This window comes from Pseudoalteromonas lipolytica (assembly GCF_900116435.1).
Taxonomy (GTDB): domain Bacteria; phylum Pseudomonadota; class Gammaproteobacteria; order Enterobacterales; family Alteromonadaceae; genus Pseudoalteromonas; species Pseudoalteromonas lipolytica.
The window spans coordinates 120,251-133,435 of record NZ_FPAZ01000002.1 but is presented as its reverse complement, the minus strand read 5'-3'; the positions used below and the strand labels follow the sequence as shown (position 1 = coordinate 133,435).

Annotated in this window: 10 protein-coding genes; 5 read left to right on the top strand and 5 right to left on the bottom strand. The window is 41.6% G+C overall.

All coding sequences use genetic code 11. The features are described 5' to 3' along the window. Positions 1-120: 120 nt before the first annotated feature. Both BM378_RS02130 and BM378_RS02125 read right to left on the bottom strand, forming a co-directional pair. The gene (locus BM378_RS02130) at positions 121-1,209 is read right to left on the bottom strand and encodes an HNH endonuclease (protein ID WP_083422863.1); all 1,089 of its coding nucleotides are present in this window, start codon (positions 1,207-1,209) and stop codon (positions 121-123) included. Positions 1,210-1,522: 313 nt separating this feature from the next. After that, positions 1,523-2,119, bottom strand: a complete 597-nt coding sequence (locus BM378_RS02125; protein ID WP_074988469.1) for a class I SAM-dependent methyltransferase — start codon at positions 2,117-2,119, stop codon at positions 1,523-1,525. Between the two features lie 387 nt (positions 2,120-2,506). Between BM378_RS02125 and BM378_RS02120 the strand changes: the two genes are divergently transcribed. After that, entirely contained in the window at positions 2,507-3,652 is a 1,146-nt protein-coding gene (locus tag BM378_RS02120; protein ID WP_036972508.1) for a porin, read from the top strand. 12 nt (positions 3,653-3,664) lie between these two features. Next, positions 3,665-4,072 carry a type 2 periplasmic-binding domain-containing protein gene (locus BM378_RS02115; protein ID WP_065979240.1) on the top strand — a complete coding sequence of 136 codons (408 nt, stop codon included), beginning with the start codon at positions 3,665-3,667 and terminating at the stop codon, positions 4,070-4,072. A 75-nt stretch (positions 4,073-4,147) separates the two neighbouring features. On the opposite strand, the gene BM378_RS02110 is transcribed toward BM378_RS02115, so the two are convergent. The 3 genes from BM378_RS02110 to BM378_RS02100 all read right to left on the bottom strand — a co-directional run bounded on the left by BM378_RS02110 (position 4,148) and on the right by BM378_RS02100 (position 7,359). Next, a complete protein-coding gene (locus BM378_RS02110) occupies positions 4,148-5,773 on the bottom strand; it encodes a methyl-accepting chemotaxis protein (protein WP_036972510.1) in 1,626 nt (541 codons plus the stop codon). A gap of 464 nt (positions 5,774-6,237) precedes the next feature. Continuing rightward, on the bottom strand, positions 6,238-6,735 hold the full coding sequence (locus tag BM378_RS02105; protein WP_074988468.1) for a DUF417 family protein: 498 nt from the start codon (positions 6,733-6,735) through the stop codon (positions 6,238-6,240). Positions 6,736-6,801: 66 nt separating this feature from the next. Continuing rightward, a complete protein-coding gene (locus tag BM378_RS02100; protein WP_074988467.1) occupies positions 6,802-7,359 on the bottom strand; it encodes a TetR/AcrR family transcriptional regulator in 558 nt (185 codons plus the stop codon). Between the two features lie 451 nt (positions 7,360-7,810). On the opposite strand from BM378_RS02100, the gene BM378_RS02095 reads away from it, so the two are divergent. The 3 genes from BM378_RS02095 (at position 7,811) to BM378_RS02080 (ending at position 12,817) form a co-directional block, all read left to right on the top strand. Beyond that, positions 7,811-8,581: an EAL domain-containing protein gene (locus BM378_RS02095; RefSeq protein WP_074988466.1), complete on the top strand. Its 771-nt coding sequence runs from the start codon at positions 7,811-7,813 to the stop codon at positions 8,579-8,581. 584 nt (positions 8,582-9,165) lie between these two features. Beyond that, entirely contained in the window at positions 9,166-10,764 is a 1,599-nt protein-coding gene (locus BM378_RS02085; protein WP_074988464.1) for an ABC-F family ATPase, read from the top strand. 133 nt (positions 10,765-10,897) lie between these two features. Continuing rightward, positions 10,898-12,817 (top strand): hypothetical protein, encoded by a 1,920-nt coding sequence (locus BM378_RS02080; RefSeq protein WP_074988463.1) that lies wholly within the window; start codon positions 10,898-10,900, stop codon positions 12,815-12,817. Positions 12,818-13,185: the final 368 nt, after the last annotated feature.

The following is a 13,185-nucleotide window of genomic DNA, read 5'->3' as shown; positions in this document are numbered from 1 at the left end:
AGGTCGGCGGCAGCCTCTCTTTGGTTGCCATCGCCAACGCGATAAAACCTCAAATAGAGGTTTTTAATCCCTTAAAAGTCCTGCACGCAAACTCTAGGTCTGTACGTTAAACTTCACTATCTACACGTTATAACTTGGCTTACTTTCCGCCACTAAACCAAGCTCATTATTTTGCTGTTGATAAACAGCACTTTCTGCAAACTCAAAACTATTTATGCCTACCCACAATTTGGCGCTGTTTGCCTGTGCAACCTGATACGCCCAGTCGCTCACTGAGCGTGATTTTTCGGCATCACAATTAAAGTAATCGCTCAACTCACGAGATATATGCTGGTTATATATGACAAGGTTTTGTTCTTGCCAGCGCTCACGGTGCTCTTGCGCAGCTAAAAAGTCGCGTTTGTTGTTATTGCATTTACTATGAGCTGCCACAAAGTTGTGGCCTAAATCGTTGGCGTAACGCGTAAACGGAATAAAGTGATCAACCTCGGTTTTGCTGTTTAATGCCTTTTGACAATAAAAGCAGTGACCGCGTTGTAGTTCTATTAATACAGGCTTTGCTTTATTGAGTGCATTGCGATCAAAGCCAAATAAAAAGTCATGAAGTTGGCTTTGTGGGCCGATTAGCGCTTGGTTGTATTTAATACTTTGAATTTTTTGTAGCCATGCATTTTTAGCTAAGTACACAACTAAGTCGTAAAAGCGTCTAAAGCAACTGGCAATACCTGCATTTAAGGTAATGTATTGCTGCCCTTTAACATGAGGATATAAGAAACACTCTTCCTTGCCATTTAGCTTTTGTAATAACCATAACGGTCCATCTTTTATGGTTTGTAACGTTGTTCTGCGTATGTTTTTCCAATCACTGCACTTTTTTAATTGGCTAACTGAATTAATGTTATTTAATTTTGCATCGTGCAGTGTGGTGATGATTTTGGCTTGTTTTTTGGAATTGGTATTTTGTAAAAGCAGCTGGTCTCTATTATTACCAATGGCACCAAAAGGAGATGCTTGGTGCCAATACAACGCAATAAACTTTTCGACTAATTCGTCAAACGTTATTTGTAATTGCGCATTCGGATCTATTTGCTGTTTTTCAATGCTGATATCAGCAAGCGCATGCAACAAGGCAAACTTGTAAGTGGCACTAAAGTCCCCTTCCACCAGCATGCGTTGAATATAAGCGATAAAGTCGAGCTGTTGCTGCATAGCCATATCCAAACTATGCCTTTAATGAAGGCTTTGATAAAACGCTGAGGGCTTCTTTTAAGCGCATAAGCTAAATCCTGTTACTGCGGCTTAAAATGAGTAAACCGCTCCATGGTTATTTATTAATACTAAATAACGAGCCGTTAAGCTGCTATTAAGTTTAAAAACAATCTAGCACGAATAGCCATGATAAATATAGGGTTTATCGATGAATAAAGTGGTTGCTCTAAATTAACATGTGAGGGATTCGTTTAAAAATGCGGCATAACGGGGTATGCCGCACTGTCGTTTTGTAATTTACAAGACTAAAGACTTACTTTGGCGTTCGTTTATGCAAAATTGCGTTTAGCCATATTTCGTTGGCGCGCTCTGGGCGCTGGTCGGCGCTTTGCCATGACTTTAAAATAAACAGGTTGGTGTTTTTAATAATGCTTTCGAGGCCAACTTCGTTTAGGTCGGTAAATTCGCGGCCGTTGTGTTCTCGCTCGCCGTCGCCGTATTTAAACGATACATACACAATACCTTGAGGTTTAAGTGCGCGGGCTAGGTTATTAAAGGCGTCGGTTAAGTCGTTTTTTGAGACATGAATTAAACTTGCGCAGCACCAAATGCCGTCGTATTTTTCAACGTCTTTTAGGTCTTGAAAGCTGCTTACTGCCACCTCTTGATTTAAGTATTCTGAGGCTAGCTTGGCTATTTCGGGGCTTATATCAAACGCATCAACGCTAAAGCCCCGCTCTTTAAAAATAAAGGCGTCGCGGCCAGAGCCACACCCAGCATCTAACACGGTGCCATATTTTGGCAGCAGCGGTAAAAACTCATCGTAAAGCTGAGTTAAATCTACATCGAGCGTGGCATCAACAAATGCTTGTGCGTTTTGGTTGTAGTAATCGATTGTTTTGGTTGCCATTTTACGTCCTTTATCGTGGCAGTAATGCTTAAGTTAAAAATAGCATTAAAGCGAGATATCGGTAAATAAAATGAATGAAGAAAGTTCAATTAGGCCAAACCAGTTAAACAAAGCGAAGCATGAAGCCGTTATTGCATTTTTTACTGCTAATCGCCCCAAAAGTGTTAATTAATATAAACACGCGAAGTATTCCCCTGCCTACCTCACGACCAATTTAACACTTTAGCAGGTAAAAGCTGCGCCATTGCTTGCGTTATGTTTGATATATAACAGGTTATTTGTTGCAAAAGTCACAATTTAATAGTGCTTTTGTCGCCCATTTCTAAACATACGACTATAATGTTAAGTGAAATCAACATTCTTAATACTAAATACTAGGGATACACAATGAAAAAACTTCCTATCGCATTGGCGCTATGTGCTGCTTTCGTGTCTGCAAACACGCTTGCAGAAGTTCGCATAAATGGCTTTGCTTCAATTGTGGGGGGTAAAACTCTCGACGACGACACAACTTTATACGGCTACGATAACGATATCTCTTTTAAGAATGAGAGCATGTTTGCTTTACAGCTTTCAGCTGATTTACAAGAGAAATTAAGTGCGACAGCACAAATTGTTGCCCGTGGCGATAACGATTTTGACGCTGAGTTTGAGTGGGCTTATTTAACCTATGAGTTTACCGACGAGCTGCAACTAAGCGCAGGTAAAATGCGTGCGCCGTTTTACCGCTACTCAGACTTTTTAGATGTGGGTTACACGTACCGCTGGGTTCGTCCACCACAATCAGTGTATAACTTACCGTTTTCGACCTATGAAGGTTTAAGCTTATTGCACAATACCCAATTAGGCGATTGGGACTCTACCTTGCAAGTTATTTACGGCAGTTTCGATGGTGATATTGCGGTTGTATCTGTTAATGGCGACACTGAGTTAAACGACATTGCGGGTATTAACTGGACTCTAGCCTACGACTGGTTTAGCGCTCGCGCTGCTTACTTTGTTGCCGAAACAACCATTGATATTGCAAACGATACCGACGCAGGTATTGCACTTAATGGCTTAGAGCAAGCATTACGTGGTGCAGGCTTTGTTGATCAAGCCAATGATATTGCTGCAAATGAAGATGATGGCTCGTTCTTTGCGATTGGTTTTTCGATTGATTACAACAACATTTTATTTGACGCTGAGTACACTGAGTTTGAAGTAGAAAACAGTGCGCTGGCTAAACAAACACAATATTACACGTCGGTTGGTTATCGAATGAATGAGTGGACCGTTCACTTAACTTACGAAAACAACGACGACAAACACGATAGTAATCGCTATAACGCGTTACCTGCTGTACCGGCATTAAACGCGGGTATTAACCAGGTATTAGAGGGCGTTAAAGCAAAAAGTAACGTTTACACCATTGGTACTCGTTATGACTTCCACCCGTCTGCCGCTTTAAAAGTTGACTTTAGTCGCTTTAAAGATGACATCACTGATACAGAAACTGATGTCGTTGCTGTTGCTGTTGATTTAGTTTTTTAATTGGAGTTCATAATGAAAAAATTACTATTAGCTACAGCGGTAACGCTTTTATCGAGCACCGCTTTTGCAGACGTTGCCGTGATTGTTAATCCGGCCAATGGCAATGCAATTGATGAAGGCACCATTAAAAAGATCTACCTTGGTAAAGCAAAGTCGTTCGACGATGGCACTAAAGTAAACCCTGTAAACCAAGATGGTAACAGCGTGAGCGATGAGTTTAACGACAAGGTGGTAGGTAAGTCGAGCAGCCAGCTTAATGCGTATTGGTCTAAGCTGGTTTTTACCGGTAAGGGCACGCCTCCTGAAAAGCTGGCGAATGATCAAGCCGTTATTGACTTTGTTGCCTCTAATAACGATGCGATTGGCTATATTGATGCTGCGAAAGTGACCGACAAAGTAAAAGTTATTGCGACGTTTTAATCGGTATTTGTTTACGTAGTAAAAAGCCACTTCAATATGAAGTGGCTTTTTTAATTTTAGCGTGTCGTTTTTAGCTTATTCAACTTTAAATTTTGCTGTGGCGTCTAACAGTGAGTCAGACAGGTAATGTAAGTTTTTAGCAACATCGCGTACTGCCGAAAGCGAGTCCATGGTCTCTTCGAACGACATGTGCATGTTAGACACATTTTCTACAACCATGCTGGCAACAGAGGTTTGCTCTTCGGTTGCGGCGGCAATTTGCGAGTTCATGCCGTTAATTTCTAAAATTTGCTCAGAGATTTTCTCAATCGATAGGCCTGTATTCTCTGCGGCTTCGGCGTTGTTCATTGCCATGTCGCGCGCTGAGTTCATTGCATTTACCGATTCACTGGCTGCGGTGGTAAGTGTTGAAAGCAGCTCTCTGATTTCATTTGTCGATTGCGATGTACGTGAAGCCAGTTCTCTTACTTCGTCGGCTACCACGGCAAAGCCTCGACCTTGCTCACCGGCGCGCGCGGCTTCAATTGCAGCATTCAGCGCTAATAAGTTAGTTTGCTCTGCAATTGAAGTAATCACGTTCAAAATTTGCGTTACGTTTTTAGTGTCGCTTGCCAATTGGTTGATTGTTGAAGCGGCTTGGTTTATTTCGTCGCTTAAGGTGCGCGACTCTATCACTGAGCGCTGAATTTGCGTGCGGCTTTGCTCTACTTCGCGTTCTGCTGTTTGCGCTGCTTCTGATGCACTTGCAGCAGAATGAGAGATGTCGGCCACGCTTTGGCGCATTTCTTCCATTGATTGCTTCACTATTTCTGCATCGGTCGTTTGTTTGGTTGTGGCTTTTTCGGCGCGTTCCATACCTTGTACTAATCGGGTTGAGTTTTCCATTAGCGGCTCGCACACTGCAATTACTTCAAGTACTGCGGCCTTTAATAGCTTTATAAAGGCATTAAAGTTAATGGATACATGACCAATTTCGTCTTTAGCATGCACAGCCAGCTGCGTGCTCAAAGAGCCTTTGCCATCTGCAAGTAAGCGTAAGTTGTCGGCAGCCGCACTTGCAGACGAGCCAATACCACGGGCAATCCAAATTGAGGTAATCACCAATAAAACTAACGATATAATCGACACAACGAGCATTAAATGCAGTGCGTTGTCAGAACGCGCTTTAGTGGCTTGTACTAATTCAAAAAAGCGGTCATCAGCGCGCGCCTGAGCCCCTTTAAAACCGGTGAGTACGGCTTCATATAGCTTTGTTTTTTGCTGTGCCTGTTGCTGAATTTTACTAAAGTCGGCTGTACCGTCGATCATGGAGCTGGCAATAGCAGAAGAGGTTTTTGCGTATTGCTGTAGTTTTTCTTTTGTTTCTGCGTTCACATAGCTGTTATTGATAGCAATAATATTTTGCAGGTTTTCGTTAATTACTTTGTACGTTTGTGCTGCGCTATCGACTAAGTCTGACTCGCCAAAGGTGACCGCTTGTGTGTATAGCTCATCGAGCTTTTCGAGTAAGGCCACATTTGCAGAGGTGAGTTTAACGACTTGATAAGACGACTTTTCTAGCTCATCAAGTGAGCCTCTATTATCGCTCATCGCGATATAGTTGGTTAGCACAATAATGACAAATGCAATGACTGCAATGCATGTTATGGCATGAATTTTTTTTGTAATACTTAGATTTTTAAATGAAATACCTGCAGACATTGAATCCACCTTTGCTGTCTTGTTACCTAGTATTATCGCCTGTTTTCCCTAAAGTATTAATTATATTTTCATTTTCAGACTTTATTCGTATAAATAAAGTGTAGTATCATCATGATATAGGCTTAACTTGTGTGATTTTTCTAGTATAGCAGTTATCTAAATAGACACGCTTTTTGGTGTCAGTATTTTTAGATGTAATTCATTTATTTTCGCTAAGTTAGCAGATTATTTCGAACAGAAAACCGGTGTTAATTTGGGGGGAAAGGTCACATTTAGGGCAACAACACTAGGCCATGTTTATAAGGCATGCCCCTACTTTATACCCCCAGCCTAAACTTAAGGCTTGTAAAGTATGTTTGCTGGCTGTTTTTTCGCTACACACCTTACGTGTTAAGTAACTAACTAGCATAATAATCACGTTGAAACGAAAAAAGGCCCTTTCGGACCTTTATGTTACACGGGCATTACTGGGCGTTTTGCTTTGCAACTAACGCTTTTAAGCTGTTACCAGCAACAAACAACGACGCTGCAAACAACCCTATATCTTTTAATAAAAACTCACCCACAAAGCTCAATACAGGAAAACCGACATCGCTCGTAATACCTGATAAAAACACCATCATGCTAATGGTTACTGTAAATAACGCCATGGATAACAGCCCACCAAGCACCGATAAAGCGGGGTTAATAAAGCGTGCGAAAAATAATAAGCCGATGATAATTTCAAGCGAACCTAAAAAGTTTACCAGGCCTTGCTTTGAGAAAAGGGCATACATCCACGAAACCAGTGGGTTATTAGCTATCATGCCGTACATGCCCTCAGCCTGCCCCGCAGAAAACTTAATACCACCAAACCAAATATAGATGATACCGAGTGTAATGTAGATAAGCGGCACACCTGCTTTTTCTAGCTTTTCACCAAGGGCGTTAAACGTTGTTAATTGTGTATTCGTAAAAGCCATAACAGCTCTCCTTTATTTAACCTACTAGTAGGTAGGCTTGCTAGGTAAAATTTTTTGAGTGCTGAACTAGGCCAGCATCTCAATCCATGCATCACACGTTTGATTAAACAAACCAGCATGATGCTCACTTCGGTTTAGCATAAGTGCGCCTTTTATTGCGCAACATATAATGACCGCTTGCTGATAAGCAGTCGGTTTAAAATTAAACTCACCGTTATCAAGTCCGACTTGCAAAATATCACTGAGTATATTTAGCTCAAGATCAGCCATTTTTAATACCTGCTTTTGCAGCGGTTCGGCCATGAGTCGCAAGTCGGTTTGCATGGCGTAAATACCACACATTTGCCCATCGTTCGCACAACTTTGAAACACAGCAAAATAACCTTGTAAACGTGCTTTGGCTGATGGCAGCGTTTTTAAGTGTGATTCTAGCTGCTTTAGCTGCTCGCATTTTAACTGACAAAACGCAATCCCCAAATCGGCTTTGGTTGCAAAATGATGGTGGATACTCGCTTTGCGAATATCGAGCTCTTTTGCAAGGTCTGCATAGCTAAAACCATGGAAACCATTGCTTTGAATAAGCGCATCGGCGTGTTGCAGTATGTTTGTATATGTCGTGTTCATGCTGAGGATATTACCTACCAGTAGGTAGGCTTGCAAGTTATTTTTTAATCAATGCGTAAAATAAATCATGCCTGAGCATAAAAAATACGGTGCGTTTAAGGCTAAAAGCCGCGTTATTTCTGGCATGAGCACAGCGAGTAAGCTGTTTTTAAAAACGACTTTTTAAGCTGCATTGCGTTTTAAGTGCACTGTTAAAGGTTCACTGTGAGAAACATTTTTTAATCGATTGATCTGTTATCAGCAGCTTTATTATCAATTGTTCTTTTGTCAGTTTTTTATTGTCAGTGTGTTCTGCTAGTTAAAGGCTTGTAGCAATGTACTTAAGCGAGCAGCACCACACAGAACTAAAAGATTACAACAACCTATGTAAAACAATACAGACGAGAACATTGCACATTTACGAATTTACTAGCACTATTATATAAGAGAGTACTTAATAAATAGGTAAAAAATGCGCACTAACCAAACTAATTGCCAGCAAGTAAGCTGTAAACAGTGTGAAGACAACTTAGAACTAGGCTTTGACTTCACCATGGCTTTTCAACCTATTATTGACTGCTCCGCAAAGAATATTTTTGGTTACGAAGCCTTAGTGAGAGGCCCTAATAATGAGTCGGCTTATTCTGTTATTTCTCAGGTTAATGACGATAACCGTTACACATTTGATCAACTGTGCCGTGTTAAAGCCATTTCTCTTGCTGCAAAGCTAGCGTTACCGTCTATTTTAAGTATTAACTTTTTACCTAATGCGATTTATCAACCTGAGCGTTGTATTAAAACGACGCTAGCAGCCGCCCAAAAATACAACTTTCCTGTTAAGCAAATAATGTTCGAGTTTACCGAAGTTGAACAAGTCGAAGACACCGCTCATATAAAACGCGTTATTGAATATTATCAATCACTTGGATTTATTACTGCGACCGACGATTTTGGCTCTGGTTACTCAGGGTTAAATTTATTGGCCGATTTCCAAAGTAATATTATTAAGCTTGATATGGAGTTAGTTCGCGATATTCACCTTGATAAAGCACGCCAAACAATTGTTAGCCACTGTATTGCAATGTTCGAAGAGCTTAATATAACACCTCTTGCCGAGGGCATTGAATGTATTGAAGAATACCAATGGCTGCGCAGTGCTGGCGTCAGTTTAATGCAAGGGTATTTATTTGCTCGCCCAGGATTTGAATGCCTACCCGAGGTCGATTTTAGTTTGTTGAATTAGCATAAGCTGCGAAATTCGAGCTACGAAATTCGAGCTGCGAAGTACGAAGTGCTAAGTGCTAGCTACGAAATGCGAGTTACGAAGTGCGAGCTACGAAATTCGAGGTGCGAGGTACGAAGTGCGAGGTGCGAGGTACGAAGTGCGAGGTGCGAAGTGCGAGTTACGAGGAGCGAGTTACGAGGTGCGAGTTACGAGGTGCGAGTTACGAAGTGCGAGCTACGAAGTGCTAAGTGCTAGCTACGAAATGCGAGCTGCGAAGTGCGAGCAGCTAAAAGGGTAATGCGAGGTACGAAATTCGAGGAGCGAGGTGCGGACTAAATACGCGATGTAGAGCCATTGCTACCGATTGAACTTTTCGCACGAAATAAATTTCACGCCTACACTGTTTAAACTGTGTAGGGTGCATATAGGGCAATAAAGTCTGTTTTATTAGCTCTAATCTTTCCTCGTTAGTATTCATATAAATTTAATAGCCTTCCGGTGGGTGGATCTGTATAATCCGCGGCCTATTATTTACCCTATTGCTTGTTTATTTTCGCAGTTTTGCACCATAACCCTGTCAGTATTTTTCTAGGAATAATTCGTTGATCTCAACCGCAAATATCACCATGCAATTTGGCGCAGAGCCGTTGTTCGAAAACATTTCAGCCAAGTTTGGTAACGGTAACCGCTATGGTTTAATTGGCGCAAATGGTTGCGGCAAGTCAACCTTTATGAAAATTTTAAGTGGTGCACTTACCCCTTCTTCAGGCAACGTGTCGATTACACCAGGCTTAAAAGTCGGAACGCTAAGCCAAGACCAATTTGCGTTTGAGCAATACACAGTGGTTGATGCGGTAATAATGGGCGATACAGAGCTTTGGAAAGTAAAGCAAGAGCGTGACCGCATTTACTCATTACCAGAAATGAGCGAAGAAGACGGCATGAAGGTCGCAGAGCTTGAAAGTATCTTTGCCGAAATGGATGGTTACACGGCAGAAAGCCGCGCTGAAGAAATTTTAATTCAAGCTGGTATTGAACAAGCGTTTCATTACGGGTTAATGGCCAATGTAGCACCGGGTTGGAAACTGCGTGTGTTATTAGCACAAGCGCTGTTTGCTAATCCTGATATTTTGCTTCTTGATGAGCCAACCAATAACTTAGACATTTACACCATTAACTGGTTAGCCAATGAGCTTAACCAACGTAAGTGTACGATGATTATTATTTCGCACGACCGTCACTTTTTAAACTCGGTTTGTACGCACATGGCCGACATTGATTATGGCGAACTGCGCATTTACCCGGGTAACTACGAAAAGTTTATTGAGGCATCTAGCCTTCAACGCGAACAATTACTGGCCGAAAATGCGAAGAAAAGCGCTGAAATCGATGAGCTTCAAGACTTTGTAAACCGCTTTGGCGCTAACGCCTCTAAAGCGAAGCAAGCGAGTTCACGTGCTAAACGTATGGATAAAATTAAGCTAGATGAAGTTAAATCATCAAGCCGTATGAGCCCGTCATTGTACTTTGACGAAGGCAAAAAAATGTACCGCCAAGCACTTGAACTCACTAAGTTAGGCCATGGCTTTGACGGCGAAACCTTATTCAGCGGCGGCGACTTATTACTTGAAGCGGGTGCAAAACTGGCTGTTATTGGTGAAAACGGCGTGGGTAAAACGACGTTTTTACGCTGCTTAGTGAACGAACTTCAAAGTAACGAAGGGGTTGTTAAATGGTCAGAAAATGCAAGCGTTGGTTACTGCCCACAAGACAGCACTAAAGACTTTGATAACGACTTAACCCTATTCGACTGGATGTCGCAGTGGCGCACAGCCAAGCATAACGATTTAATGGTGCGTGGCATGCTAGGGCGTTTGTTATTTACCGCAGACGATGCCAACAAAAAGGCGCGCAACTGTTCTGGTGGTGAGAAAAACCGTTTGTTATTTGGTAAATTAATGATGCAAGACATTAATGTACTCGTAATGGATGAACCCACGAACCACATGGATATGGAAGCCATCGAAGCGCTTAACAATGCGTTAAAAGATTACGAAGGCACGCTTATTTTTGTGAGCCACGACCGTGAGTTTGTTTCGTCATTGGCAACCCGCATTATCGATATTAAGGACAAACAGATCATCGATTTTCAGGGCACATTTGACGAATATATGGACCATGTTGCACAACAAGAGTCATAACCCCTTTTTATACAGGTGAGCTATTTAGCTCACCTTTTTGTTTACGTTCAGTTACATAATACCTTTGACCTACTTACCCACTTTAGGTAATTTACATCTCCCTTACAAAACATAACAAATTTTTAGGATGTAAATGAAAAAGTTCCTTGGCGTATCGGCACTGACGCTTGCGCTCACGGCCTGTGGCGGCTCATCAACAGATAAAAAACCAGATGATAAAGTAGTACAAAATACCGCACCTACATTGTCTGGCTCATTAACAATAAATACAAAAGCACTTGAGCCTGCAACCTTAGTGGTTGATGTAAAAGATGAGCAAAACGATACAATCACTGCAACAATCATTGATAAGCCAGAATGGCTGAACCTCTCTAGCAAAAATAACCAAGTCACCTTTAAAATTGAACCCAGTTTGTTCGATATTGCGAACCATACATTTACGGTTGAGGTGTCGGATGGCAAAGCGACTAATCAGTATACGCTCATTGTGAATGTCGCTGAAAATCGCGAAGCATGGCAATCTATAACGTTAAGCGATGACGATATAATCGGTAATTGGCACACTAAGGATGCGAGCATTCAACTCATTTTTGCCTCGAAAGATAGCGGCGTTCTATCACACAATGGTGAGCTAAGTGCTTTTAAATGGTCAAATCCTGACGTGGTAGCGTTAAACACACACGCTATTGACTGTGTTTTGGACTGTTCTCAAAAAGCATTGATTGAAATTGATGTTTTGGCTAAGCGTGATGATGCACTGCGTGTTGAGTTTTTTAATGTATCTGAAGACAAAGGCGACGTAGTTACATTGTATAAAACACAGCCTGAATTACGCTCACACTATTATGTTGATACCCGTGTGAGTACATTTCACACTGTAAATCATTTGAATACAGAAGCAGAAGAAAGCTACTTTGAGTTTGTGTTAGCCAGCTCAGTGCCGACTCCCTCAGGAAAAACACTATTCCAACCTTATGCCGATTTTTCGGCGATGCTTAATGGCACACAACTTACAATTACTAGCGACACGCTTGTTAATACGTATAACACGTCGCAATTACACAAAGATGGCTACGAGTTTAATGTTGCATTTGACTTAAACTTAATAGATGCAGAAATTATTGCGCAATTTGATGACTTTTTGGTCGTAAAAGTAAGCCACAATTTAACTTATCACGATGAAATAACCCCAAGCCAAATAGCTGAGTCAGCAGAGCTTGTTGCCGCAATGCAAACGCAAACATCGATCGGCACATTTCGCCGTATTACACCAACCGCAGTACCCAACCTTGAAATTGGCACACGTTATACAGGCCGTTTAGATAATAAGATTGCAGACACTGGCGAGGGTTTAACATTACGCTATGTGCCTACACACTTTGCTATAACAGCTGCTAACCAAGCGACCGTCACGTTTAACACACCAAAAAACAACGATTCATTTAAGTGGCATTACACCTTAGATAATAATGGCGAAACCATAAAGTTAACAGGCAATGGCTCAGATACATCATTGCAATTTTTTACAATGCACACAGGTAAAATGCTTTATGCGCTTGAACGTAATAAAGAAGAGCGCCAAGCACGCCTAGCCTACGAGCTATTAGAAGTCATAGACGAAACCAATATCACATTAGCTGATTACAAAGAGGTATTTAGCTACTTACGCCAAGACTTTATCATCGGAAATAATAAAGTATTTTGGTTTATTAACGACGATGGAAAGGGCAGCTACTATTTCAACTCTAGTTTTGGGGAGACAGACGCTGCTTATTTCACACCAAACGCATACTGGCAACTCGAAAGCGACAATAGCATTACGTTTGCATTAATGTCTTTGTGTCCAAACGCTGATGATTTTGTAAGCTGTAAAAACGAAATATTAGCCAATGAAACTGGCAGTTATTTGTCATTAGCTAACTTTAAAATGCTTTATAAAGACGGTGATAAATACATTTTCGACCGCTTAATATGGCAACGTCTATATGATTACAGCGATCAAGTTTATAAAGAAAACGTATATCAGCATAGTTATTGGATGGGTAAGCAATAAGCAAACAGGTTTAGGTTTTTGTTTTTAACCTGCGCGCGTCAATTGTTTCATGATGTGGTTACACACTATGGCGCGATGACGCGCGAAATAAATTTCACGCCTACAAGTACGGGTTACGAGGTGCGAGGTTCGAGCTACGAGGTGCGAGGTGCGAGGTGCGAGGTTCGAGCTACGAGGTGCGAGGTGCGAGGTGCGAGCTGCGAGTTTCGAGCTACGAGCTACGAGCTACGAGCTACGAGCTACGAGCTACGAGCTACGAGCTACGAGCTACGAGCTACGAGCTACGAGCTACGAGCTTAGAGATGCGAGCTTAGAGAGTCAAGCTTAGCGCTGAATACGCGATATAAAATCGTAAAAAAAGCGCGAGA

Bases quoted from the DNA above. Each gene is read 5' to 3' on its own strand.
- BM378_RS02130 (WP_083422863.1), bottom strand. From the start codon at position 1,209: ATGCAGCAACAGCTCGACTTTATCGCTTATATTCAACGCATGCTGGTG.
- BM378_RS02125 (WP_074988469.1), bottom strand. From the start codon at position 2,119: ATGGCAACCAAAACAATCGATTACTACAACCAAAACGCACAAGCATTT.
- BM378_RS02120 (WP_036972508.1), top strand. From the start codon at position 2,507: ATGAAAAAACTTCCTATCGCATTGGCGCTATGTGCTGCTTTCGTGTCT.
- BM378_RS02115 (WP_065979240.1), top strand. From the start codon at position 3,665: ATGAAAAAATTACTATTAGCTACAGCGGTAACGCTTTTATCGAGCACC.
- BM378_RS02110 (WP_036972510.1), bottom strand. From the start codon at position 5,773: ATGTCTGCAGGTATTTCATTTAAAAATCTAAGTATTACAAAAAAAATT.
- BM378_RS02105 (WP_074988468.1), bottom strand. From the start codon at position 6,735: ATGGCTTTTACGAATACACAATTAACAACGTTTAACGCCCTTGGTGAA.
- BM378_RS02100 (WP_074988467.1), bottom strand. From the start codon at position 7,359: ATGAACACGACATATACAAACATACTGCAACACGCCGATGCGCTTATT.
- BM378_RS02095 (WP_074988466.1), top strand. From the start codon at position 7,811: ATGCGCACTAACCAAACTAATTGCCAGCAAGTAAGCTGTAAACAGTGT.
- BM378_RS02080 (WP_074988463.1), top strand. From the start codon at position 10,898: ATGAAAAAGTTCCTTGGCGTATCGGCACTGACGCTTGCGCTCACGGCC.